At 64.5% G+C, this 24931-nt stretch carries 27 protein-coding genes and 1 tRNA gene; 22 read left to right on the forward strand and 6 right to left on the reverse strand.

From position 1 onward, the window contains the following. Positions 1–152: 152 nt before the first annotated feature. Complete coding sequence (locus U5S82_13980) at positions 153–1709, reverse strand: gamma-glutamyltransferase (GenBank protein ID MDZ7752739.1); 1557 nt, start codon at positions 1707–1709, stop codon at positions 153–155. A 391-nt stretch (positions 1710–2100) separates the two neighbouring features. On the opposite strand from U5S82_13980, the gene U5S82_13985 reads away from it, so the two are divergent. The 8 genes from U5S82_13985 to U5S82_14020 all read left to right on the forward strand — a co-directional run bounded on the left by U5S82_13985 (position 2101) and on the right by U5S82_14020 (position 8652). Beyond that, positions 2101–2565 (forward strand): peroxiredoxin, encoded by a 465-nt coding sequence (locus U5S82_13985; GenBank protein ID MDZ7752740.1) that lies wholly within the window; start codon positions 2101–2103, stop codon positions 2563–2565. A gap of 254 nt (positions 2566–2819) precedes the next feature. Further along, positions 2820–4646 carry a PDZ domain-containing protein gene (locus tag U5S82_13990; GenBank protein ID MDZ7752741.1) on the forward strand — a complete coding sequence of 609 codons (1827 nt, stop codon included), beginning with the start codon at positions 2820–2822 and terminating at the stop codon, positions 4644–4646. Beyond that, complete coding sequence (locus U5S82_13995) at positions 4643–5236, forward strand: DUF938 domain-containing protein (protein MDZ7752742.1); 594 nt, start codon at positions 4643–4645, stop codon at positions 5234–5236. Before U5S82_13990 ends, U5S82_13995 begins: the two co-directional genes overlap by 4 nt. 109 nt (positions 5237–5345) lie before the next feature. Next, positions 5346–6461, forward strand: a complete 1116-nt coding sequence (locus U5S82_14000) for a hypothetical protein (GenBank protein MDZ7752743.1) — start codon at positions 5346–5348, stop codon at positions 6459–6461. Between the two features lie 34 nt (positions 6462–6495). After that, positions 6496–7122 carry a methylthioribulose 1-phosphate dehydratase gene (locus tag U5S82_14005; protein ID MDZ7752744.1) on the forward strand — a complete coding sequence of 209 codons (627 nt, stop codon included), beginning with the start codon at positions 6496–6498 and terminating at the stop codon, positions 7120–7122. Continuing rightward, on the forward strand, positions 7119–7655 hold the full coding sequence (locus U5S82_14010) for a cupin (protein ID MDZ7752745.1): 537 nt from the start codon (positions 7119–7121) through the stop codon (positions 7653–7655). Before U5S82_14005 ends, U5S82_14010 begins: the two co-directional genes overlap by 4 nt. Continuing rightward, positions 7648–8358, forward strand: a complete 711-nt coding sequence (gene mtnC / locus U5S82_14015) for an acireductone synthase (GenBank protein MDZ7752746.1) — start codon at positions 7648–7650, stop codon at positions 8356–8358. The genes U5S82_14010 and mtnC overlap by 8 nt, the downstream gene beginning before the upstream one ends. Before the next feature lie 66 nt (positions 8359–8424). Next, positions 8425–8652, forward strand: coding sequence for a hypothetical protein (locus U5S82_14020; protein MDZ7752747.1), 228 nt, complete (start codon positions 8425–8427; stop codon positions 8650–8652). 257 nt (positions 8653–8909) lie between these two features. Here the strand turns inward: U5S82_14020 and U5S82_14025 are convergent, their stop codons facing one another. Then, positions 8910–9296, reverse strand: a complete 387-nt coding sequence (locus tag U5S82_14025; GenBank protein MDZ7752748.1) for a type II toxin-antitoxin system HicB family antitoxin — start codon at positions 9294–9296, stop codon at positions 8910–8912. A 527-nt stretch (positions 9297–9823) separates the two neighbouring features. Next, complete coding sequence (locus tag U5S82_14030; protein ID MDZ7752749.1) at positions 9824–10168, reverse strand: hypothetical protein; 345 nt, start codon at positions 10166–10168, stop codon at positions 9824–9826. Between the two features lie 187 nt (positions 10169–10355). Between U5S82_14030 and U5S82_14035 the strand changes: the two genes are divergently transcribed. The 12 genes from U5S82_14035 (at position 10356) to U5S82_14090 (ending at position 21924) form a co-directional block, all read left to right on the forward strand. Next, positions 10356–12110, forward strand: coding sequence for a winged helix-turn-helix domain-containing protein (locus U5S82_14035; GenBank protein MDZ7752750.1), 1755 nt, complete (start codon positions 10356–10358; stop codon positions 12108–12110). A 699-nt stretch (positions 12111–12809) separates the two neighbouring features. Further along, on the forward strand, positions 12810–14093 hold the full coding sequence (locus U5S82_14040; protein ID MDZ7752751.1) for a site-specific integrase: 1284 nt from the start codon (positions 12810–12812) through the stop codon (positions 14091–14093). Positions 14094–14144: 51 nt separating this feature from the next. After that, positions 14145–14588, forward strand: coding sequence for a hypothetical protein (locus tag U5S82_14045; protein MDZ7752752.1), 444 nt, complete (start codon positions 14145–14147; stop codon positions 14586–14588). Positions 14589–14848: 260 nt separating this feature from the next. After that, the gene (locus U5S82_14050) at positions 14849–15163 is read left to right on the forward strand and encodes a hypothetical protein (protein MDZ7752753.1); all 315 of its coding nucleotides are present in this window, start codon (positions 14849–14851) and stop codon (positions 15161–15163) included. Further along, entirely contained in the window at positions 15160–17529 is a 2370-nt protein-coding gene (locus U5S82_14055) for a phage/plasmid primase, P4 family (GenBank protein MDZ7752754.1), read from the forward strand. The genes U5S82_14050 and U5S82_14055 overlap by 4 nt, the downstream gene beginning before the upstream one ends. Positions 17530–17695: 166 nt before the next feature. Beyond that, positions 17696–18097 carry a single-stranded DNA-binding protein gene (locus U5S82_14060; protein MDZ7752755.1) on the forward strand — a complete coding sequence of 134 codons (402 nt, stop codon included), beginning with the start codon at positions 17696–17698 and terminating at the stop codon, positions 18095–18097. Positions 18098–18207: 110 nt separating this feature from the next. Beyond that, positions 18208–18585: a hypothetical protein gene (locus U5S82_14065; protein ID MDZ7752756.1), complete on the forward strand. Its 378-nt coding sequence runs from the start codon at positions 18208–18210 to the stop codon at positions 18583–18585. Between the two features lie 55 nt (positions 18586–18640). After that, a complete protein-coding gene (locus U5S82_14070; GenBank protein ID MDZ7752757.1) occupies positions 18641–19774 on the forward strand; it encodes a hypothetical protein in 1134 nt (377 codons plus the stop codon). A gap of 4 nt (positions 19775–19778) precedes the next feature. After that, the gene (locus tag U5S82_14075; protein MDZ7752758.1) at positions 19779–19982 is read left to right on the forward strand and encodes a hypothetical protein; all 204 of its coding nucleotides are present in this window, start codon (positions 19779–19781) and stop codon (positions 19980–19982) included. 657 nt (positions 19983–20639) lie between these two features. Next, complete coding sequence (locus U5S82_14080) at positions 20640–21212, forward strand: hypothetical protein (GenBank protein ID MDZ7752759.1); 573 nt, start codon at positions 20640–20642, stop codon at positions 21210–21212. A 74-nt stretch (positions 21213–21286) separates the two neighbouring features. Further along, on the forward strand, positions 21287–21568 hold the full coding sequence (locus U5S82_14085) for a hypothetical protein (GenBank protein MDZ7752760.1): 282 nt from the start codon (positions 21287–21289) through the stop codon (positions 21566–21568). A gap of 131 nt (positions 21569–21699) precedes the next feature. Then, a complete protein-coding gene (locus U5S82_14090) occupies positions 21700–21924 on the forward strand; it encodes a hypothetical protein (protein MDZ7752761.1) in 225 nt (74 codons plus the stop codon). Positions 21925–21972: 48 nt separating this feature from the next. Here the strand turns inward: U5S82_14090 and U5S82_14095 are convergent, their stop codons facing one another. The 3 genes from U5S82_14095 to ispB all read right to left on the reverse strand — a co-directional run bounded on the left by U5S82_14095 (position 21973) and on the right by ispB (position 23896). Continuing rightward, a complete protein-coding gene (locus tag U5S82_14095; GenBank protein ID MDZ7752762.1) occupies positions 21973–22305 on the reverse strand; it encodes a hypothetical protein in 333 nt (110 codons plus the stop codon). 462 nt (positions 22306–22767) lie between these two features. Further along, a tRNA-Pro gene (locus U5S82_14100) sits at positions 22768–22844 on the reverse strand. 23 nt (positions 22845–22867) lie between these two features. Next, the gene (gene ispB, locus U5S82_14105; protein MDZ7752763.1) at positions 22868–23896 is read right to left on the reverse strand and encodes an octaprenyl diphosphate synthase; all 1029 of its coding nucleotides are present in this window, start codon (positions 23894–23896) and stop codon (positions 22868–22870) included. Positions 23897–24302: 406 nt separating this feature from the next. Here ispB and rplU point away from each other — a divergent pair, with 406 nt between their 5' ends. Continuing rightward, a complete protein-coding gene (gene rplU / locus U5S82_14110) occupies positions 24303–24617 on the forward strand; it encodes a 50S ribosomal protein L21 (protein MDZ7752764.1) in 315 nt (104 codons plus the stop codon). 33 nt (positions 24618–24650) lie between these two features. Further along, on the forward strand, positions 24651–24908 hold the full coding sequence (gene rpmA, locus U5S82_14115; protein MDZ7752765.1) for a 50S ribosomal protein L27: 258 nt from the start codon (positions 24651–24653) through the stop codon (positions 24906–24908). Positions 24909–24931 lie beyond the last annotated feature (23 nt).

Raw genomic sequence — 24931 nt, forward strand, 5'->3', positions numbered from 1 at the left:
ATCAAAGCCGGCCCCGGCCGCCGGCAGACGACGGGTACTCACCTGGGGGGTTCCTTGGTTAGAGCGCCGTGACGTTGTTGGCCTGCAGCCCCTTCCGGGTCGGGGCATAAAAACGCGGGTTGGTCGTCGCCCGGCAGGCCTTCAGCGGGCCCTCAGGCCGGCAGACATACGCCGCCGCGACGGGGATCGCCGGCCCCGGACATGCGCCCATCGGCGCCATGAAAGCTGACCCCGTGGGCGCCGCCGAAGTACAGGTTCCGGGTCGGCCATACCCGCACGTCGTCGAAGGCCTCGCCGAGGGCCGCGATGGCCGCTTCGGGGAAGCCGTCCTCGACGTTGAGGACGCCGTTCTCGTAATGGATGCGCGGTCGCTCGATGGCGGGGGCGAGGGGCAGACGATGGCGCACGATATTGAGCATCACCTGCAGCATGGCACTGCGGATGCGGTTGGAGCCGCCGGAGCCGAGGGCGTGGATGGAACCGTCGCGCTCATATACCAGGGCCGGCGCCATCATCGATGACAGGCGCTCGTCCGGCTGCCAGCGATGAAAGCCGCGGGGGTTGAGGTCCTCTTCGCCCAGCATGTTGTTCAGCATGATGCCGGTGCCGGGCACCACGTAGCCGCAACCCTCGCCGTTGGATACCGTCATGCTGGCGATATTGCCTGCGGCATCGGCCACACTGATGTGGGTGGTGCCCCTGGGGGCATGGCCGCGCCCGAGGATCTCCGCGCGGTAACGCGCCAGCCGCCGACTGTCGAATAGGTAATCCCGCGCATCGGGGCCGCTGCGGCCCGCCGCCAGGGCATCCATGCGAGCCTTGTTGGTGAGGGCCATGGCCGTCGCCAGAGCCGTCAGCTCGGTACCGTCGTCGGGCCCCCCGGCGGATGGGATCTGGGCCAGCAGATCGGCGGCGAAGGCGATGAGCATGCCACCGCAGGAGGGCGGCGGATTGATGAACACGCGCGCACCATCGAGCCGAAAGAACAGGGGCCGGCGTTCCGCGACGCGATAGGCTGCCAGATCCTCGAGGGTGAGACAGCCGCCCCCGGTGGCACAGGCCGCGGCGATGGCCTGACCGATCTCGCCGCGATAGAAGAGGTCCTCCTGCTCGATGGCGAGGGTCTCGAGGGTGTCGGCCAGTTCCGGAAAGCGCAGCACCTCGCCTTCCACAGCCAGTCGCCCCGGTTGGCCCGGGCTCGCGAACAGGCGGGCCGCCTCGGGTGAGGCCAGGTAGATGGGGGACACCACCTGATGGATGTAGGCCTGGAGGGCGTTCATCCTCACGCCGTCGCGGGCGAGGGCCACCGCGGGTGCCACCACCTCGCCCATGGGCAGACGGCCGAGTTCCCGGTGGATATGAAACAGCCCCTTCACCATGCCGGGGGTGGCCGCCGCGCCGAGGCCGATGTGGAAGTCCTGGGTGGTGGAGCCGAAGTCCACGGTGACGGGGTGGAAGTCGATGGCGTCGGACGGCGCGCGGCGCGGCGTCTGGGTGAAGAAATCGTAGCAGCGGTTGGATCCGTCCCGCGCCACCCGGGCCACCATGAAGCCTCCGCCGCCCAGGGAGCACAGCACCGGCTCCGCCACGGTGGCGGCGAGGTTGGCGGCCACTACCGCGTCAAAGGCGTTGCCGCCGGCACGCAGGATGGCGCATGCCGCCTCCGCGGTCTCCGGATGGCCGGCCGCACACAGGCCGTTCGCGCTCATGGACCGACCCCGTCATGGTGTGGTCGTGAATGCACTGCCTGGTCAGACTCCCATAGCGTCGTGTATGTCTGCGGAATCGCCGGAACGGGCGGCGTTTCCCGTATAGGCCGGAGCGGAGCACCCGCGCGCCGCGGGGCTGGGGCATTGTGGCGAATCCGGGAGCCGCGTACCACAGCCGGGGGCAGGACGGCCCCGGCGCGACCTTCGCGGCCGCCGTCCGGGGGCGGCCATGTCGCGCTTGCTTCCGCGTATGTTTGAAACCATCATTACCGCCCGTTCGGTCCATACGGTCATCACGTGTGACGTCGGATCGCCACGACCCATGGCCCGCCGGAGGACGTACTGCACTACGTCGCCCCGGGGCTTCTTGCGGGTATCCGAGGGAGAAAACATGCTTAAAGTAGGTGATGAAGCGCCTGATATTTCCCTGCCAGATACGGATATGGAATTCCAGAGCCTGAAGGATTTCCTGGATGGCGACCTGGTGCTGTACTTCTATCCCAAGGACGATACCCCCGGTTGCACCATCCAGGCGAACGATTTCACGGACCTCGTAGACGACTTCGAGGTGGCGGGGGCGAGGGTGGTGGGCATCAGTCGTGACGACTGCTTCAGCCACCAGGCCTTCCGCGACAAGTACGGCCTCAAGATCCCCTTGCTTGCCGATGTGGACGGGGAGGTGTGCAGTGCCTATGACGTCATTCAGGAGAAGGAGAAGGACGGCGTGCGCAAGCTGGGCGTGGTGCGCTCCACCTTCATCATCGACCGCGACGGCATCATTAAATACGCGGAATATGGCGTCTCGCCCAAGGGCCACGCCCTGAAGATGCTGGACCTCATTCGCGACGGCGTCTGAGCCTTCTTTCCGGCCCTCGGAGCGATGTTGAAGAGGGCGGTGCATGTCGTGGGGGCCACGGGTGGACCGCACCATTTAAAATATGCGCGTCTCATCCGCGCGGGTCGGATGTCGAGGATTTGATGCGGGACGCATCGGCGTCGCATTCTCCCGGGGGCGGCCCGGCCCCATGAGGGATGATGACCCGGGGTGCCGGCCACCCCCTCCATGGCCCGTCTCGCCCGGGCCGTTCGATCCTGCCACCGGTGTCTTCCATGACCGATTCACCCGCTCCCATTCATTACCGTATCCACCCCGGCGATCCGGCCGCCCATGTCTTCGAGGTGGAATGCCGGGTAGCGGAGCCGGCGGCCGCGGGCCAGGTGTTCTCGCTCCCGGCCTGGATCCCGGGCAGCTACATGATCCGGGATTTCGCCCGCAACGTTTTGAGTTTCACCGCCGCCTCCGCCGCGGGTCCTGTCGGTGTGAAGAAGCTGGACAAACAGACCTGGCAATGCGATGCGGTGGCGGGCGAGCTGACGGTGCGCTACCGGATCTATGCCTGGGAGTTGACGGTGCGGGCCGCCCATCTCGATACCACCCACGGCTATTTCAACGGTACCAGCGTCTTCATGGCGGTGGCGGGCCGGGAGGCCTCGGCCTGCACCGTGGATATCGAGGCCGGTGACCATCCGGCCTGTGATCGCTGGCGGGTGGCCACCGGCCTGCCGCGCCGCGAGGGCGAACGGGAGTGCTTCGGGCGCTTCGCCGCCGCGGACTACGAGGAGCTGGTGGATTGTCCGGTGGAGATGGGGGAGTTCCGGCTGCTGCGCTTCGAGGCCCGGGGCGTGCCCCATCGCGTGGCCATCACAGGCCGCCACCGCCTGGACGAGGCGCGCCTGCGGCGGGACCTGCGGACCATCTGCGAGCACCACATGGACTTCTTCGGTGCGCCGCCCCCCATTGCGGACTACCTGTTTCTCATCACCGTGGTGGGGGAGGGCTATGGTGGCCTCGAGCACCGCAATTCCAGCAGCCTGCTGTGCCGGCGGCAGAGCCTGCCCGCCCCCGGTGCGGTGGAGGTCAACGACGATTACCTGGAGTTTCTCGGCCTGGCGAGCCACGAGTATTTCCATACGTGGAACGTCAAGCGTATCCGGCCGGCGGCCTTCAACCCCCTGGACCTCAGTCGCGAGGTCCATACCCGGCTGCTGTGGGTGTTCGAGGGCTTCACCTCTTACTATGACGACCTCGCCCTGGCGCGCTGCGGCCTCGTCGACGAGGCCCGTTATCTGGAAGTGCTGGGACGTACCGCCACCCGGGTGTGGCGGGGGCAGGGGCGCTTTATGCAGAGCGTCGCCGAGTCCAGCTTCGATGCCTGGACCCGCTTCTACAAGCAGGACGAGAACGCCCCCAATGCCATCGTCAGCTACTACACCAAGGGGGCCCTGCTGGCCCTGGCCCTGGACCTGCGGCTGCGTCGGGACAGCGGTGGTGCCCGCAGCCTCGATGACGTCATGGCCTTGCTCTGGCAGCGCCACGGCCGGCCCGGCTTGGGGGTGGCGGAGGACGCCCTGGAGTCCCTGACCGCCGAGGTGGCGGGCAAAGACCTGGGGGACTTTTTCGCGCGCTATGTCTACGGCACCGAGGATCCGCCCCTGGCCGAGCTGCTGGCCCCCATGGGCATCGCCTTCCACACCCGTCCCGCCGCCTCCCAGGCCGACCGTGGCGGCACCGTGGGGGACGAGGCGGCGCCGTTGCGGGCGACCCTGGGGGTGCGGGTAGTGGCGGATCCCCTGGGGACCAGGGTCAGCCACGTCGTTGCCGGCCAGGCGGCGCAGCGGGCCGGGGTGGCCGCCGGCGATATCATCATGGCGGTGGATGGTCTGCGGGTGAGCGCCGACACCCTGGAGACCGAGGTCGGCGATCATGCCCCCGGGGCGGAGGTGACCGTCCACCTGTTCAGGAACGATGAACTCATGGCCTTCACCGCGGTGCTGCAGGCGGCTCCCGCCGATACCGTCTATCTGACGGTGGATGAGAATGACGAGGCGGGGGCATTGGCACGGCGGTCCTGGCTCGGCGGGGGTGATGGGCCGTGAAACCCTTCTCCGAGGCCTGCGAGCAGAACAAGGGACCCATCCTGGAGGTGTTGCGGGAGGCCTTTCGCGAGCGCCGTCGGGTGCTGGAGATCGGCAGTGGCACGGGACAGCACGCCGCCTTTTTCCCGGCCGCGCTGCCTCATCTCCAGTGGCTGCCCTCGGACCGGGCCGAGAATCTGGAGGGTATCCACCTGTGGGTGACGGAGGCCCGACTGGCCAACGTGGCGGTTCCCGTGGAACTGGACGTCCATGGCTCGCCATGGCCCGTGGCCGGGGTTGACGGGGTGTTCAGCGCCAACACCGCCCATATCATGGATGAGGCGACCGTCGCCATCATGTTCGCCGGTGTGGGCCGGTTGCTGGAAGGCGGCGGTACCTTCGTGCTCTACGGCCCGTTCAACTACGGCGGGCAATACACCAGCGACAGCAATGCCCGTTTCGATCAATGGCTGAAGGCGCGGGACCCCGCCATGGGGATCAAGGACTTCGAGGATCTGGATGCCCTGGCGACGGGCGCCGGCATGGAACTGGCAGGCGACCATGCCATGCCCGCCAACAACCGCTCCCTGGTCTGGTGCCGGCGGGCATGATGGCCTACGACGCGGCGGCAACCCGCAGTGGGCGGCCCATGACGCGCGCCGCGGTAAATCCCTCGCCATGGCCTTAGAATAGGCCCATGCAAATCGAAGCCATCAACCCATGACGGCCCCATCATCCGCCTCCCCGGACGCCGCCGACCGGCGGGACGAGGTGTTGAACGTCGAGGCCCTCGCCCAACTCGGCCACAACGAGACGGTGCGGGTGATGCCCATCCCCGATGCCACCAGTGAGGCCTTCGACCAGACCCTGGCGGTCATCGACCTCAGGGCGGAGCACGGCGAGGTCGCCGGCCCTGACGACGCGGAGGCCCTGGCCGCGCCGCGGGACGGGGACCTGCGTACCGTCTACAAGTTCGCCAGCATCCTCGGCGGGTACGACGCTTTCAACGATCTCACGCGCAGCGATTCCCCCACCATTCGCCTCATCGCCACCTTTCGCGAGGTGATCAAGGAACGGGATCTTACGAGCGACGAGATCGGGCGTCTGGAGGATATCCACCACCAGCTCAAGCAGGCCGTGGACCGTACCCGCCAGCGCTATCGGGAGACTCATTTCGAGGGCCTCACCACGGAGGAGATAAAAGAACTCCATGCCCTGGTGAGCCGGGCGCGGGACATGGCCAACGAGGTGAATCTCATCATCGGCGAGAACCTCATGAAGCAGATCCGCCAGGCGGTGGAGCGCCTCAACGTCATTCGTCTCAAGGCCCTCGGCGTGGAGCGCTCCGTATCCGGCATCTTCCTGGTGGACGACGAGGTGATGTATATCCCCGAAGAGGAACTCGCCGCATCCATCAACACGATCTTCCGCGGGGTGGGCAATCCCCACCTGGCCAACAACATCGACGGCGTACTACTGCTGGCCGCCCGCAACGTGCTCATCGAGGTGGTGTCCTTCTACGCCTATTATGGCAAGCACCAGATCTATCAGCTCTTCAAGGTCAACAGCGCGGTGGACAGGCAGCGGGTCACTCTGCGCATCCGCAACGAGATCCGTAAGATCCTGCGGGCCTGCAAGGAGGACAACAAGCTGGTGCTGACCCGTGTCATGGCCAAGGAGGAGGAACGGCTCGACATGTCCATCGAGGCCATCATGCGGGAGGCGGAGAAGTCGGCGGTGGAGGCGGTCATCCGCATCCTGCCCCCCGAGGCGCCGCCGCCCCCACCCCGCAAGAAAAAGTGGTACCAGCGCCTGTTCGGTTGGCTGGGAGACTGACGCGGGCACCGCGCCCCCATCCGGCGGAGACACCATGGATCATTTGCAAGGGGCATTCTATGAACGCGCGGCGGAACTCATCGCCGCGGGACAACGGCTCTACGAACGCGGCTGGCTGCCGGCCACCAGCGGCAACCTGTCCGCGCGGCTGGACCCCAGCCGCTTCGCCATCACGGTGTCCGGCGCCCCCAAGGGCGCCCTTACGAACCAGGACATCATGGCCGTCAACGAGAAGGGGCATGCCCTGGAGCCGGGCGTGCGGCCCTCGGCGGAGACCCTGCTCCACGTCGCCCTGTACCTGGCGGATCCGGCGGTGGCTGCCGTACTCCACGTCCATTCCCCCGGCGCCACCGTCCTGTCCCTGGCGACCCCCGGCGACCATGTGCGGATCGAGGGCTACGAACTCATCAAGGCCTTTCCCGGCCACGCCAGCCATGACGAGGTGCTGGACGTCCCCATCTTCGACAACGACCAGCATATCCCGCGCCTCGTGGAGGCCGTAAGGGCCCGTCTCGGCGCGAACCCGGCGGTACCGGGATATCTGATCCGCGGCCACGGTCTATACGCCTGGGGCCCCGACATCGCCCGCACCATGCACTACCTCGAAGCCTTCGATTTCCTCTTCAACTGCCAACTGCAAATGGGGGCAAGCCAGCCATGACCGAGCTCAGGGTATACGACCAAGACGGGGCGTTGCGGGAGACCCATGACGACCACGCCCGCATCGCGGAATTGTTGCTGGACGCGGGTATCCGCCTGGAACGCTGGCCCACCCGCTCCCTGGCAGCCACGGCCGGCCAGGACGAGGTGCTGGCCGCCTACGAACCGGAGGTGCAGGCGCTGGAGAACGAGTACGGCTTCCGCTCCGTGGACGTGGTGGCCCTGCGCCCGAACCATCCCGAGCGGGAGGCCATGCGGCACAAGTTCCTCGACGAGCACAGCCATGGCGACTTCGAGGTCCGGTTCTTCGTAGACGGCTCGGGCCTGTTCTATTTCCGTCTGGACGATGGCGTCTACGGGCTGGAGTGCACCCAGGGCGATTTCATCAGCGTCCCCGCCGACACCCGCCACTGGTTCGACATGGGGCCGGAGCCGGATTTCAAGTGCATCCGCTTCTTCACCGTGCCCGACGGCTGGGTGGCGGAATTCACCGGCGACACCGTGGCCTCCCGCTACCCCCGTTACCGTGAATGAGGCGGATGGCCGGGGCGTAGCGGCGGTCCTCACGGATATCGAAGGCACCACGTCTTCCATCAGCTTCGTCAAAGAGGTGTTGTTCCCCTACGCTCGGGAGCGCATGGAGGACTTCATCGCCCGCCACGGCGCCGAGGAGTCCGTGCGCCGCCAGCTCGATGCCGTGCGGGAGGCCGTGGGAGTGCCCCTGGAGGATCACTTGGAGGATGCCGAGGTGGCCCGGGTGCTGTGCGGCTGGATCGACGAGGACCGTAAGGCCACACCGCTCAAGGCCCTGCAGGGCATGATCTGGCAGGAGGGCTACGAGCAGGGAGACTATCGGGCCCATGTCTACGACGACGCGGTGGCCCGCCTGCGCCGCTGGCACGCGGACGGGGTGCCGCTGTTCGTCTACTCCTCCGGCTCCGTGCAGGCCCAGCGGCTCTTCTTCGCCCACACCACCGCGGGCGACCTGACACCCCTGTTCAGCGGCTATTTCGATACCACCACCGGCCCCAAGCAGGCGCCCGAGTCATACCACGCCATCGCCAACGCCACGGCCCGGGCGCCGGGGCAGATCCTGTTCCTCTCCGACGTGGTGGGCGAGCTGGACGCCGCCCGCGCCGCCGGCATGGCCACCTGCCTGGTGGACCGTACGGCCACCCTGACCGCATCCGACCCCCATCCCGTGGTCCACACCTTCGACGCCATTCCCTGTCCCTGAGGAACGCCCTGTCCCAGGTCCACCGGAGCCCCGCCTTTGCCCCGGTCGGCGACAGGCGCCCCGGGGGTGCCGGCGAAGCGCACCCCAACAGCCGAGACCAAAGCGAGCCGACGCACGCTTGATGACGGTACCCCGGTGCATAGCTTCCACATGCTGGCCACCGAGCTGTCGACCATTGTGCGCAACACCTTTCGTACCCCCGATGCCGGCGCCGATGCGCCGACCTTTGACCTGACCACCGTGGCCACCGCCCAGCAGCGCGCACTGGACTTCGCCCGACAGTTCACCATGTAGACAGAACGCTGCACCCGCATTCAAGCTAACTGCTGGAATCGGCGAGCAAACTCGGATCGCTGGTGTAGGAACTTCAGTTTACGGCATGAAGGCCACTTCCTGGTTGACGCAACGGCTATCAAACGTGATCAAACTGGCGGCCGACGCGGGTCACGACGACCTCCGGATGCTTGCCAGATACGACCATCGCCGCGCGGGAGATCTGGCGCGGAAACTCGAATGATTCTAGGCGACCTTCGCCACGGAGATGTCCTCGATTACCACGCCCGCCCCAAGACCGCCAGGGCCGCAACCACGCCATCTATGCGGGAGGCATGATCTGGGTCCACCAAGCGCCGCGCCGCACCCTCCGACACCGCGAGGCGCCGCGCCAGGTCGGCGTTGCCGACACCCTCATCCCGCATCGCGGATCGTAGGGCCAGTTTCGCCGCGACCAAGGGCACCACGAGGACCATGCGCTCCCCTCGTTTGGCGGGCGAGGGTAGCGGCACGTCCTGCCCAGCCAAAGCGTATCCCGCGAGTGCAGCGCCCAGGGCATCGCTCATGGCCTGTATCGTCTCATCCCGCGTCTTGCCATTGGTGACGGCCTCGGGCACGTCCCGCGCGGTGGCGAGGTATTCCCCTTCGATTTTGCGCACTCGCACGAGATAGATGTATCTGATTGGCTTGTCCTGATCAAAAAGGCTCCTCCGCAGAATTCGTGGATGTAGAAAGAAGAATATCCTCTCGTTAAGACAAGAAGGTCGGGCTGTAGGTCGGGCTTCAGCCCGACACCGAACGCTGGCGGGTGGTACCGACCCCGGGCAAGGTATGCGCGGCGGGTTTGAATGTCGGGATGAATCCCGACCTACATCCGTGCTAAAGGAATGGGCAGTGGGGGCGTTGTGTAGGTCGGGCTTCAGCCCGACAGCCCGCCGGTGGGGATTCCGACCCGGCGCGGGGTGCATGAGGCGGGGCCGAGTGTCGGGATGAAGCCCGATCTACATCCGTGCCAAAGGAATTTCATTCTTCATTTCCTGAAAATCCGGCGGTGGAGGTAATTCCAGATTTTTAGCCCGCTTCACCAAAGACCGATTAATGTTGAGATTCTAATCCGAATAAGGCGGGAATCGGAAAATGTTTTTTTTGAGGATGGGCGGGTATACACCCGCCCGTCTATTTTTCCCTTCGTTTAACGCTGGGACTCTTCCTGGTTGCCGCCGAAGGCCGAAATCGAATCATCAGTGCCACTACCGGTTCCGACAAATTTAGCGATTTCCTCACCCGAGACATTCTCGCGCGCCTGGGTCACCGCCTGGGTCACATAGTGACCGGTCGCCGACTCGTCCTCATCCATGCAAGGATCCAAGGCCAAGTCCTCGGCGGAGACAGCGGCAGAAGCACCCGCCACAGCAGCCACGGCAGCCAAGTGAGACAAAACGCGCTTGGAACGGCTCACGGCCAGCAGTATCACGGCGGCGCCGGTCCGACGGGCGCGGTGGGGAAATGAAGCGTTGAGGTATTGACGTGCGTTCATGGGAGTATCCTCGGTCAGTGTCGTTGAGCAGTCTTGTCCGGGTGCCAGGGGCTCGATACGACGCTTTTTCCCTGGACCCGGGCTAGACTCTAGGCGGGGCCGAACGGATTCCCCTGACGGCGAGGTAAAGGTTGGCTCATCTTTTCCTAACGAAATTATTTCCTTTTTAATTCAGCAGGTTAACAACATGAGCGGGAGTGCGGCGGGGCGTGGGAGCGAGGCGGTTGTCACCGCCGGTGAGGGCTCGGCGCGGCTCGTCATCGATGGCTGGGGTCTGGACGAGGCCTGCCATGTGCTCCGGCGGGGCGGGGAAACCGTCAGGCTCGAGCCCAGGACCACCCTGCTGCTCGCCCACCTGGCGCGTCACCCCGGCCAGGTCCAGCGCCGCGAGGCGCTGCTGAAGGCGGCGTGGCCTGGAGTCATCGTCGGCGACGAGGCGCTGACCACCGCCATCAACAAGCTCCGCAAGGCCTTCAGTGACGAACGCCAGAGTCCTCGGATCATCGAGACCATCCCCAAGATGGGCTACCGGCTGATCGCCCGTGTCGAGTTCGAGGAGGCAGCCGGCTCCCCGCCCTGCGTAGCGCCCGCAAATGCCGGGGCCGGATGGGGCCGCGCCATCGCGTTTGCGCTGGTCGTGGTGGCCCTGGCCGGGGGCGTCTTTCTCGTGGGCCGCCACCCGGGGCCCGGACCGGCAGGAGAACCGGGGGCCGGCCTGCCGACCGTCCCGGCGCCACAGGCCGTCACCGAGAGCCCCGTCATCCTGGTGCTGCCCTTCCGTAACGTGAGCGACGATCCGGATGACGAGTACGTCGCGGACGGCATGACCGAGGACGTCATCACCGACCTGTCGAAGTTATCCGGCCTGCGCGTCATCGCCAGCCACACGGCGCTAAGCCTCAAGGACGCCCCCTCGGCCAGGATAGATGCCGTGGACACGGGCCGGCGGCTCGGGGTGGATTACATCCTCGACGGCAGCATGCGCAAGGCGGCAGGGCAGGTGCGGATCAACGTGCAGCTTATGGACGTGGGGGGCGGCTCGCCGCTGTGGGCGGAGCGATACGACCGCGAGCTGGCGAACATCTTTCGCATCCAGGACGAAATTACGGGGCATATTATTGAGGCGCTGGCCATCCGCCTGACCACCCAGGAGCGGGCGGCGCTGCAGGCGAGCGCCGAGGTGAGCTTCGAGGCCTACGATACCTTTCTTCAGGGTCAGCGCAGCTTCCACCTGCTGACCCGGGAAGGGCTGGCGGAAGCCATCTCCGCTTACCGTGAGGCCATCCGCTTGGATCCGGCCTTCGGGCGCGCCTACGGAGCGCTGTCCGTCGCCTTGGTCCGCCAGTACCTCCGTGGCTGGTCCGAGGCGCCCCAGGAGGCCCTCCCCCGCGGCCTCGAGCTGGCCCGCGAGGCGGTAGCCCTGGGCCCCTCGGTGCCCCAGGCTTACTGGGCCCTGGGCTACACGCTGCTCTTCCTCGGCGAGTACGAGGAGGCGACCCGTGCCGTGGAGCAGGCCATCGCCATCTCGCCCAGCTACGCCGACGGCTACGGTCTGCTGGCTCTCATCAATAACAACTGGGGCAGGCCCGAGGACGCCGCGCGTCAGATCGAGCGGGCCATGGAACTCAATCCCTTCTACACCTTCGACTATCCCTACAACTTGGGCAGGGCCTACTACCTGATGGGTCGCTACGAGGAGGCGGTTGAGCTCCTGACCACGGCGCTGGGCAAGAACCAGGCCGCCGGGCCGCCCCGCCTCTACCTGATCGCGAGCTACGTGAGGCAGGGGCTGATGGACGATGCTGAGTGGGAGATGGAGCAGCTCCGGGTGCAGAGTCCGAACGCGAGCATCGCCCAGCTGCGGGATTCCATGGCTTTGACGGATCACCTCATGGGGCCCTTCTTGGAGGACCTGCGCGCCGCGGGCCTGCCCGAGCGGTGAGCGGCCGGAGCTCCCGCTCCAGATAGCCGGCATGGCGTGCATGTGAGCACCGTTTATCGCGCGTATCGGCGAAGGGTGCGGAGTTCGGGTATCGACTGAAGGCCAGGGCAGGCCTGCCGCTTGGAGGGCACCCTGCCCCTATCGCGCCCCGCTTCGGCGGATTTTTCAATCCCGCATCGCTTGAGCGAGGTTCTTCTTTAGCTTCGCGAGGCGCCTCTTAAGTGGTCCGATTTCCCTCTCGATAGCTACGCCCCCCGGGTTGCTGGCGAGCGGTGCCTGGTGGTGAACTTCACCCTGCATCTGGACCCCGGCCTGCTCCACCTGCATCTGGATATGGGCCTGGCCTGCTTGGCCGAGGGTGCGGGCCGGCCTTGAAGAGCATGGCGGCCTTCCTGGCTGCTCTGCTGACATGGTGCTGGCACAGAGAACTTAAGCAGCTGGCGATATTCGGTAAGTGATTGAAATTATTGGTCGGGGTGAGAGGATTTGAACCTCCGACCACCGCCTCCCGAAGGCCCTTCCGTGTGGTTTTCCCTTGCTTACCCAAACATGCTAGTCCTTGCTGAGGCCGCATTCCTAAGCCATAATTGCCTTACTAGGTAAGGCGGTGGTCAGGCGCTGTTTTACCCTGAATTACTGCGGCCTGCTTACCCTGTGCTTACCCAAATGGCCGGGTAAGCAAAACCCGAGGACGGATGAATGGCGAAAATCACGAAGCGATTAGTGGACAGCACGAAGCCTGGCGCGTCGCGGCTTTACGTATGGGACGAGGTTATCCCCGGCTTCGCGCTGGTGGTACAGACGACCGGAAAAAAATCCTACGCCTACCAGTACCGCGACCCTGCGGGGCACACGAGACGCGCGACGATCGGGAGGCATGGCGCGTACACGCCAGACGAGGCCCGCGACAAGGCGAAGGAGTATCAACGGGCCGTCAACGAGGGTCGCGACCCCCTGGCCGAAAAGGAGGGCCGCCGGCAGGCCGTCACGGTCGGCAAGCTACTGGATCTCTATCTCGAATCGGCCGCGTTCGCGGAGAAAGCGGAGTCCACGCAGGGATCCGACCGGGGGCGGGTGAATCGGCACCTTAAACCGCTGCTGGGGCGCAAGGTGGCGGATCAACTCAAGCCCGACGACATCCGCAAGGCGTTCGCGGCTATCAAGGCGGGCAAGACCGCCACAACTGAGAAGACAGGCCTTCGGGGGCTGGCCCGTGTCCGCGGCGGCGAAGGCGCGGCCCGCATGTCGATCCGGTTGCTGAAGTCCGTATATGGATGGGCCATCAAGGAAGGGATGCTCACCGAAAACCCGGCTACCGGAATCGCGATAGGCAAGGACGGGCGGCGCGACCTGGTGTTAACGCTGGATCAGTACCCGGCCCTGTTCGCGGCCATCGATGCTCTTGAAGCCGAGTTCAAGGTCTCCCGTGCAGCCGCCGCCGCCATCCGGGTGATTGCCTTGACCGGGGCGCGGCGCGGAGAGATTGCCGGCCTTCGGTGGCGGCACGTCAAGTTGAAGGAGGGTCTTGCCGAGCTTCCCGCGGAATCCCACAAGACCGGGCGGAAGACCGGAGAGACTCGAACCATAGGACTGCCGAGCGCGGCAGCGGCCATCATCTCCCAGCAACCCGAGGGGAAGGCGGATGATCTCGTATTCCGCCCCGCCAAGGGTAAAGGGGTGATCAACCTGGCGAAGCCCTGGACGGTCATCCGCAAGGAGGCCGGCCTAAATCCCTCTCTAGGCCTTCATGGTCTCAGGCATTCACTGGCCACCGGCATGGCCGAATCTGGTAGCCAAGCCGCCCACATCATGGCGGTGCTGGGGCATCGCGACATTGCTACCAGTCAGCGGTATGTCCACATGGCGCAGGACGTGCGGACACGGCTGGCGGAGAAGGCCGCCAGCGGCATCAGTGCGGCCCTGGAAGGGAGGAAGGCGGCAGACGTGGTGCCCATCCAGACGGAGGGCCACAGCGATGCCTAAGCCGCAACAGACCCCAAAGCCTGGATCCGAGGCACGCATGGAGTTGCGGCGATGAACAAGGACGAATTCAAGCGGGAGGTCACCGAGCGCTTCCAGAGGAAAATTGAACGCTGGCTTGACGGCGACGGCGAGGCCGGAATTGACCTAATGCTCTATGTGCTGGCAATTACGGATCATCCACCGATCCCAGAGGAGGCAATGAACCGGCTGCGAATTGCCTTGATGAAATGGCAGGCCGGAGAGGCGCCAAGCCTTGATCGCGCCTTCGGCGTCGAGACAGGCAAAACCGCTCAAATGGCACGTAGGAAGCGGGAATTAGAAGCGGGAGCGAGACTGGGAGAACAACGGGCGCGCGAAGCGCTGGAGAAGCACAACAGCGGCAAGAGCCGCCGTGCCCGTCACCCTTTCGAGGGCGAAAACGATCCGCTTGAGATCGTCGCCCAGCGCTTCCGCCTGAGCCGTTCGACGTTATTTCGGTTGATCAAGGACGAATAGCGGGCCCCATTTCAAAACGGCGTTTTTTGAAACCCGCGGGGCGCGGTCACGCCCTAAGCTTCTGTCAACGTCAATCACGCGACAGGAGCACCCAACATGACCGACCGTTATCTTTCTCGCAAAGAGGCCTCTGCCTACATCACTGCGCGAGGCCTGAGCTGCGCCGCGACCACCCTTCAAAAATACGCGACGGTCGGCGGCGGACCCCACTATAGAAAATTTGGAAAGCGCGCCGTCTATGCGGAGTCGGATCTTGATTCTTGGATCGAGTCAAAGCTCACGGCGCCCATGGCTTCGAGCTCCGCGGCGGCATAACGGTGGCCCGGACACGAAAGCGCCCGGCGGGCAGGCCGGGCGCCAGGGACAGCATGGATATGCGCGGGGTGCGCACTGCCGATCATAGCACCGCACCGGCTAAGCGCTCCATCATGGCCCGCCTCCGCCGGCGCCTGGCCCGGTTCACAGCCCCCAGCGACATGGTGTTCTCCTCGGAGATGTCCCTGGAGATCGATCGCCTTTTGATCGCGCTCGCGGATTGTCAGAAGCGCTTGGCAAAACTGGAGCGCCGGCAGTGACCACTATCACCTCCGACCCCGCCGCCGACTTCGCAACCGCCATGCAGGCTGCTGGCGTTACCCCACCCGAGCACATGACCGCCGATGGGCGCCTGCATCGGTTCCGCGTGCCGGAAGATAAAAACGGGAGCCGGAATGGGTGGTACATCCTACATGGAGATGGCCTGCCGGCCGGCGCCTTCGGCAGTTGGAAGTCCGGCGTCGAAGGTAAGTGGTGCTCCAAGAGCGATACGCAACTCTCTCAGACCGAGCGCGACGAACTCCGCCGGCGCACCGAGAGGGCCAAAGCCGAACGCGACAAGGCACTGGAGCAGGAGCGCACCGAGGCCCGCCAGAAGGCAGCGGCAGCATGGGAGGCCGCGCAGCCGGCGGGCACAGAGCATCCGTACCTTAAAGCCAAGGGGGTAAGGCCCCACGGACTACGCGTGCGCGATGATGGTGCCCTGCTGGTGCCCCTGCGGGACGTGGCGGGCACCCTACATTCCCTCCAGGCCATTCACCCTGATGGCAACAAGCGGTTCCTCCCAGGTGGCGCAGTAGGCGGGCATTACCACCTCATCGACAAGCCCGACCGCGTGCTGTACGTCGCCGAGGGTTACGCCACCGCCGCCACCATTCACGAGGCCACCGACAAGGCCGTGGCCGTTGCCTTCAACGCGGGCAACCTCCGTACCGTCGCCGAGACCCTGCGGGGTGCCTATCCCACCATCACCATAGTAATCGTCGCAGACAACGACGCCTGGACCGAGGGCAACCCCGGGGCGACTAAGGCCCAGGATGCAGCCGAGGCCACAGGGGCCCGGCTGGTGGTGCCGGAGTTCACAGACACCACAACCAGACCCACGGACATGAACGACCTGGCGACCGCGGAAGGAATAGATGCAGTGCGGGGCCAACTGGAGCGGCAGGGCGAGATTGCATCATCCGGTAACGCTCCCGCCGCTATCGACCGGGACGATGAATCGCACCCCGATCTATCCCACGACGAGCTCGCCTTGCTGCTGGGCAGCATCGGCGGATGGAACAGCCGCGCCCGTTATGTCGCCTCGTGGGACCGGTGGCTATTCTGGAGTGGGAGCCGCTGGGAAGTAGATGACCGCCTGCGGCACATGACCGAGGCGCGTCATTTTCTCCGCCAGGTGGCACGAGACCTTGAGGCCTGGGCGCGGCGTCAAGCGGAGAAGTGCCACGACGCGACCGAGGCCGAAAAGGTAGAGCGGTGGGCGCGCAACGAAGCGAAAACGCTGCGGCAGGCGGGGACGCGGACGAGCGTCGAAAGCACCGCACGCAGTAACCCCGAGCTGGCCGCTAGCGTTGAGCAATGGGACGGCTGTCTGGACCTGCTGGGCACACCCGGCGGCACCGTCGACCTACGGACCGGCGAGCTGCGCCCCGCTGCGCGCGACGACTACATCACCAAACACACACGCATCGAGCCTGTGGCCGGCGAGCCGTCCCTGTGGCTGCGCTTCCTGGCAACGGCGATGCGGGGGGACAGTGAGATGGTGGCGTTTTTGCAGCGCCTGGCCGGGTACGCGCTCACCGGCTATACGACGGAACACAAGCTGCCCTTTGCCTTCGGCTCCGGCGGAAACGGCAAGAGCGTTTTCGCAAACACCCTACACTCGATCCTGGCGGACTACGCTGCCCGGGCGCCCGCTGAGGCCTTCCTGTCCGCGAAGGGCGAGCGCCATCCGACAGACCTAGCCGGCCTACAAGGGGCGCGACTGGTGGTTGGATCCGAGTTGCCGGCGGGACGTGCCTGGAACGAATCCGTGATCAAAGACCTGACGGGCGGCGACCCGATCACGGCGCGGTTCATGAGGCAAGACTATTTCACCTACAAGCCGCAGTTCACGATACTGATCGTCGGCAACCATCAGCCGAGCATCGGCGCCGTGGATGAGGCAATGCGCCGCCGCCTACTGTTAATTCCCTTCACGGCCACGATCCCGGCAAGCCAGCGTGACCCCAAACTGGAAGCAAAATTGCGCGACGAACACGGCGCGATCCTACAGTGGATGATCGAGGGCGCGGTGGAGTGGTACCGGCATGGCCTGTGCGTCCCTGCGAGCGTTATAGCCGCCACGGATGACTACCTCGATGCCGAGGACTTGTTAGGCCAGTTCATGGCGGACGAGATGCGGCTCGATCCTCAGACCGACGTGCCTAGCAGCGTCGTATACGAGCGGCACCGCGACTGGTGCCGAGCCCACGGAACCCGGGAGTGGAGTCAGCGCGCTTTAACTCAAGCGCTGCGGGAGCGTGGAATCACCATTAAAAAGGACCGCGAGGCCCGCAAGCTGCAAGGGTGGAGAGTAGTCACGCTGGTGGAGTCGACGACCTCACAGAGGGATTGGAGATGAGTCTGTGACGCTTGTGACGCTTATTCCATTATTGACCGTCCTCCCAGACTCACCTCTCTTTTTACAAGGACGCCCTATATAGGGGGAAGCGTCACAAGCGTCACAAGGCCGATAAGGCCCGGAGGATGAAGACCATGAAGCGGCGAGTGCTGGAGGTGCGGAAACGATGAGCGCAACGATTGCGGCATACGGCCGTTTGGGTGCCGACCCACGGCGCGTGGCGACCAAGACGGGAAAGGCCATGGCCACCTGCAACCTTGCAGTAGACGCAGGCAAGGACGAGGACGCTGCGCCGCTGTGGCTGAAGCTGCTGGCGTTTGGCGGACGGGCCGAGCAACTACTTGAGCACCACCGGGGCGAGGCTGTCAGCGTGTTCGGCCGGCTTGAACTAAACGCCTGGACTGGTGCCGACGGCGAGGCCCGCGAGACGCTACAGGTGATCGTAGAAGAGCTGGCCAGCGCAAAGACCGTGAGACCACGCGCCAAGGGGAAGCGTACAGAGCAAGGCAAGAGCACCGTGGATGCAGCGAAGGACGGCACGCCGTTCAATGACGACCTTCCGTTCTGAGCATGGCTGTCGCGGGTCCTCCTGGGAACTTGGCTGCGGTTGCGGGGCAGTGCAGTTCTACGCTAGCGGCTGGCGTCCCACTGTGTTGACTGTAAACACTCGGCACTGACGTGGACGCCCTCGGCCCCATTCTCGGCCCCCTGGCCGCACACCTGGCGAAGGACCCTCACGAGCCCCTGCCGCCAGTGGTGGTGGCCAGGTTGCTGGAGGCCTTGCAGCGGGCCGCCACGGGTGCCTCCCTGGCCAAGGCCCTGGCTGTAGGACCGGAGCCGACCCGGGACGCCGCTATCGTCCGTGCGGCGGATGTGGTGGGCGGATCTACTCCGTGGGAGCAGGCGCGGCGCGTGGCGGAGGCGGTGGAGGAGTACGAGCGGGGGCGGATGCCCGATGGCGAGCTGGCGCGGGCGGTGGCGTGCATCGTCACGGCACGGCGGCCGGTACGAACGCCGGAAGGTCTCTATTCCATCCTCCGAGACCTGTCTTGCTAATGGCCTCGTTAGCGCCATGCTGGTTCAAACACCACATGAACAGAGGATCAAGCGCATGACCGAAAACCGCCGAGAGGCCTTTCTCACTCAACTCGCCGACCAGCGCGGCATCTCCGTGGCGCAATTTGCGAAGTTTGGATTTTCGCCCGACGAGCTGCGCCAGTACGGCGCCGATTTTATCAGGGGCCGCGCCAATGGAATCGCTGCGGATGCTTCGCCCACAGTGCGGTCCATGGTGGAGCACTTATCCTTCGGGGATTGGGTCCGTTGCCACGATCCACGCCACGGGCAGATGGATCCTGACTCGCGGGATACCGATCAGATCCTCACCAGAGCGATGACCTCCTCCGACTTTACCGCAAGCCTGGCGAACACCATCGCCGAGATATCGGGCACCACCTTCGATCGCACCGTTGCCGGCGCCGTGAATCTCGCGCGGCCGGTTGGTGTGAGCGATTTCAAATCGACGACCCTTGCCCGGGTTGGTGTCGGCACCCTGGACACCGTTGCCGACGGCGCAGCATATGAGCGCCTGCGGGTAACGGAAGGCCAGGCACTTGAGGACGCCGGCATCGAGGAGCACGGGGGGACGATTTCTTTCTCTCGCAAGGTTTTTTACGGGGACAACGCCGGGCTTTTGCTCACCACCGCCATGGAGGCCGGCGGAGCGCAGGGGCGGACCCTTCTGACTGCTTTGACGAGCAAGCTGGAAAGTACCGCGAACCTGGCCGACGGAAGAGCCCCGTTCAACGCAACTGACGGCAATTTGGTAGCCGCCGGCGCTGCGCCTTCGACGCCGACCCTTGACGAAGCGATCCAGATACTGCGCGGCCTAACGAATCCCGCCGGTGACGTGGTAGGCGTCGGCCCTCGGTTCCTGGTGGTCCACCCCGCCCTTGAAACCGTTTCCCGCGGCGTAATCAATCATATTTGGGAACCTGGCGATCCGGCCCGCGTGGAGCTGGTGGTGCTCCCGTGGCTGACGGACAGCAACGCGTGGTATTTGATGGGGGATCCGCAGGTTGCACCGGCGCTAACAATGCTTCACCTGGGGCAACACGCTGGCCGGCCGTTTCACGTTGAGCCGGTACGGACTAAGGCTTCGTCTTCGGGGGTAGATCTGGCTGTCACGGCTGACTTTGCCTTTCTTTGGACCGGCCGCTTTGCTGTAAAAAACCCTGGCGCTTGATGCGATGACCACCGTAGGCATGGAGGGTGATCACCTGGTGGTGAGGAGCGGCGGTTCAACGTGGCGCCTGCAGCCGACGGCCGAAGCCGTGACCACCTACATCTTCGACCCGCACGTCCGCCAGGCCGCCGACAAGTTCCTACGCATCCGCGCACACCAGCGCGAGGCGGGTCCGATGACAACCCCACCGGCATCGATGCGGCGATGAGGTTTACGGGTCCTCACGGCGGGGGCAACTGCGGAGACGCAAGCCCGTGAATTGCCGCTAGCGGCTGACTTGAAATCTTGATTAATCCAAGGGACACCCGATGACCACCCGACTATCTCCCTTCGTCTGGACCCCGCCCCGGCCTGACCGCGAGGGGGGCGGCTGGCGCGCTCACCCTGGGCGGTCTGTTCCCCGCAACCGGGATAGGCCGCGCCGGGAGTCCCCGCCGACTGGCTGGATGAATCCGCGACGGCCCTGATCGATCGGTTGGGCCGTCGCGGCCCGCGGGTGCATGGCCCCGCAAATAGCGAAAGCGGACGGGGGGTAGTTCCCCACGGTCGGCACCTTCGGCCTGGGGTGAAACCCGGGCCTTTTTTTTGGGCGCCTGCTGGGCCAGGCCCCGGCGGTTATCAATTATTCTTGACGCCCACCGGCTTGCCCCTGGCCGCTGTTCACCCGTATCTGGTGTGCTGGTATCGCCGCTGACCCGTAGGCGCCCCTGGAGGCGCACAGAAGGCCACAGGGGCACCCCTGCGGCCGATACCGTGCCCGTGGTAGCGGGGACCACAACCAAAGCAGAATCCAGGCGACGGCGCGCGATTAACCAGCGGCTTCTATACTGAGGGTCCGCGGACAGTTGCAAAAGGAGGCGCGTCTATGAAGCCAAGACTCATTGTTGTCATGGCTATGGCCATTGCGTGGGGAGGAGCAGAAGCCTTTGAAATGTACAGCTGCGAATTGCCGGATGGCCGAATTACGCGCTCAACAGTGCCCTGTGAATGCATTTTGGAAAACACAGTAGACCCTAGATGCGCACCGGCAACTGTACCTGGGTGGGTCAAGGAGCAAGAGCGGGCAAGGATTCGGGAAAAGAAGGAGGCTGACGAAGCCCAGCGACTAATGCGTAGGGCTGAAGAAACATTACGGACTATTGAGGAGGAGGCCACCGCCATCAGGAAAGGCGTGGAGGATTCCCTGAAAGAAGAAGAATCCAAGGACTGCCAGATAATATGGTGGAAGCGTGACCTAAGCCCGGAGGGCTTCCGGGCTGCTTACACGGGTCTAATCGAGCCGGACTCTGCTTCGATAATCCACGTCGAAATCTGGGACCGGAATTCGCTTCGAGCAACTGGCTGGGGAGTTCCTAACCCCCGGGGCTATTTCGAATTCAACGTTTACTCCAATATCCGAATCGACGAGAACGATGTTCCCGTTTTCAGTTGCGACTAGACGACACTGGCCCTTGGGTGTGGAAGCGCGGTAGCTGGCTATAAATGAGGATGTCCCATGAAGGAAGGAGGTAGATGCTGCCGCCCAACTGGCTGATGCTTCTTTTCCTGCTGACGTGCCTGCCAACGCCGGGACTTTATCAATTATTCTTGATAATTCGGCAGGATAATTCGGCAGGCCCGTCCTTGGCCGATGGCGGTAGATGTTCCATCACCACCTTGGTTACCCGCGGCTGGGCTGGTATCGCCGCTGGCCGGTGGGCGCTTCTGAAGGCACACAAGTGGCCTCAAGGGCACCCCTGCGGCTGTGCATTGTTGTGGCGGTTTACTTTTGTTGGCCGGCGGGTTTATCTTTGACGCTAAGCCCGCAGCCGACCCGACCCAAGGCATGCGGGGGCAGAGACGCGGCACGGCATGGCATAGGTGAGCGGATTCGAGCGTGGTCGGGGTATCCGCCATCCTCCCTTCAACCCACGAGTGAGGACGCCATGCAATCGCAGCAACATTCCATTGAGGCCAGAGCCCGCCGGCTAGCAAAGCGTAACGGGTATATAGCAACCAAGTCCCGCCGGTATTCTCCGCCTAATGATTACGGCGAGTTCATGCTGCTTGAACCCGGCATGAATGTTCCGGTATTGGGTTTCCGTTATGACGCGACGCCAGATGAGATCATCGAGTTCTTATCTGATGAGCCCGACGAGACTCAATCTTGAATTTACTCCGGCGCCCTATGCCGACCACGCCCCGCTTCGGCGGGGTATTCAATCCCGCATCGCTTGAGCGAGGTCCTTCTTTAGCTTCGCGAGGCGCCTCTTAAGTAGTCCGATTTCCCTCTCGATAGCTACGACATCGGCGTAAATGGTCCCTACATCCGTCCCCGGCAACCATGAACTCACAGTTTGAACTTCGGTGGTGTTATCGCTAACGATATCATCCGTAAGCCCTTCCATGATTTGAAATCGATGCTTGCAGTACATGCCATTTTCGCCGGCCCGGCATGTGCAGTAAGCGGACAGGTTGCCCCCGTTTCTGATGAAAGTGACGCGGTACGGCTCGGGTGCTGAGCCTTGGACGTAGAACGTGATCTCTTCCATGAACGAATCCGCCTTTACTCGGTGAAAATGTCTCGAACTGTCGCGGGGTCTTGAACGAGCTTGCCGGTCTTCAAGAAAGTAACGAATCGCGACTCACAAGCACTCTGTTTACGTTCCAGCAATTCCGCCTTGACCACGTTCACCTCCAGGGGTGCCTCGATTCTGATCCGCACTTGGTTTCCCTTCCCCCGAGCCCGGCCCCGCGCCGGGCTTTTTTGTGCCTGGCGTCAATAATTCTTGATGCCCCTGGCCGAGCCCGTCCCCCGCTGCGAAAGACCCCCCTGGAGGCCCTGAGCGCCGCCAGGAGCGGCTATCGGGATTCGTGGGTATGTGGACACCGGGAGCACCTGGCAGGGTGCTGGCGGGCATTGAAGAGCACGGCGGCCTTCCTTGCTGTTCTGCTTACCCTGTGCTTACCCGAAGGTGGAGCGCGGGTTAGGTGGTCCGTAAGTCATTGATTTTTGGTCGGGGTGAGAGGATTTGAACCTCCGACCACCGCCTCCCGAAGGCGGTGCTCTACCAAGCTGAGCTACACCCCGAGCGGTAGGGAATCAGGCGGACTTCAGTAGTCCCGCTCCACGGCGAATTCCGCCAGGGCGACCAGGGCATCCCTGTAGGCCGAGTCGGGAATATCCGCCAGCGCCGCGATGGCCTTTGCGGCCTCGGTGCGCGCGGCGTGCGCAGTGTATGCGATGGACCCGGTGGATTCAATCGCGGATGCCACGGCATCGATGTCCGCCAGGCCGCCATTACGCACCGCCTCTCGCAGCACCTCGCGTTGCGCCGGCGCCGACTCGCGCATGGCGTGGATGAGGGGTAGGGTGGGTTTGCCCTCTGCCAGATCGTCGCCGATGTTCTTGCCCAGCGCGGCGGCGGAGGAGCTGTAGTCCAGCGCATCGTCCACGAGCTGGAAGGCGGTGCCCAGGTGGAGCCCATAGCGGGCCAGGGCCGTCTCATCCTGCCGCGGGCGGCCCGCCAGTATGGCGCCCAGCTGGCTACCGGCCTCGAACAGCTTGGCGGTCTTGGCCTGGATCACCCGGCGGTATTGCTCCTCCGTGGTGTCCGGTTCGTGACAATTCAGCAGCTGCTGCACCTCGCCCTCGGCGATGACGTTGGTGGTGTCGGCGAGGATCTCCATGACCCGGGGGTTGCCCACGGATACCATCATCTGAAAGGAGCGTGAGTAGAGAAAATCGCCCACCAGCACGCTGGCCTCGTTGCCCCAGATGGAATTCGCCGTTTCGCGGCCGCGGCGCAGGTTGGAGGCATCCACCACGTCGTCGTGGAGCAGGGTCGCCGTGTGGATGAACTCGATGACGGCCGCCAGGGTGATGTGATGTTCGCCGCGATAGTGACAGGCGCCGGCGCTTAGCAGCACCAGCAGCGGACGCAGCCGCTTGCCCCCGCTGTTGATGATGTAGTGGCTGAGCTGGTCGATGAGCACCACCTCGGAGCTGAGACGCTCGCGGATGGTGAGGTCGACGGCGGCCGCGTCCTCCAATACCAGGGCCCGGATCTGGTCGAGATCGAGGGATGGCTGGAGGACTGTGCCTGAGTAGGCAGGGGATATGGATTGACCCTTCTCTAGCATGGCGAATGTATGGCGAGGTGGCCCCTGAAAAATGGATGGTTCAAAGCCGGCAGCGTCGGGCACCGCCCGCGGCCGGGAAGTTAGTCGCGCCGCAGGCGTGAGCCTCCCCGAAGCCGGAGTCAATGCCTTGGTGTACCGCGGTGATCAGCACGCCGCCGGGGCCACAACCACTGCCTGACACCCCCCATGTTCCCACATTCTTTCTGGAATACCCACAATGGGGCAGCGGCCGTGGTCCGGTCTGGGCCTGGATCGGAGGGGAGGCGGGGGTTGCCCTGCAAACATAATGTCGTGTGCGGCTTTGCACGGCGTCTACCACCTTGTTTGTAAGCGTGAAACCGATTAGAATCCCGCGCTTTTCCGGCGTCCCTAATGAGGGGCGACAACCAGTATGCGGAGCACTTCGATGTACGCGGTATTTATTACGGGTGGTAAACAGTATCGGGTCAAGGAAGGGGACCGGATCCGTGTCGAGAAGCTGGTGGGCGACGAGGGTGCCAGCGTGGATTTCGACCATGTCCTGATGGTGGGTGAGGGAAGCGATGTCCGGATCGGCGCGCCCTACGTGGCCGGCGGCAGGGTGACCTGCACCGTGAAGGGCCAGGGCCGGGGCAAGAAGGTGAACATCATCAAGTTCCGGCGCCGCAAGCACCACATGAAGCGTATGGGGCACCGGCAGGCCTATACCGAGGTCGAGATCACGGGCATCAGCGCCGGTTGAATGGTCACCGGTTGAATGGTCAGGAGAGCATAGATGGCACATAAGAAGGCAGGCGGCAGTACCCGAAACGGCCGCGATTCAGAATCCAAACGCCTGGGCGTGAAGCGCTTCGGCGGCGAGACGGTCAACGCCGGCAGCATCATCGTGCGCCAGCGGGGCACCCGCTTCCACCCCGGCTTCAATGTGGGGCTGGGACGGGATCACACCCTGTTTGCGAAGGCCGACGGCCGGGTGGTGTTCGAGGTCAAGGGTGCCAGCCAGCGCAAGACGGTGAGTGTGCGCCCGGATTAGGCGCGATTGATAATGGATCATGG

The organism is Gammaproteobacteria bacterium, from assembly GCA_034522055.1.
In the GTDB taxonomy this organism is placed as follows: Bacteria; Pseudomonadota; Gammaproteobacteria; order JAABTG01; family JAABTG01; genus JAABTG01.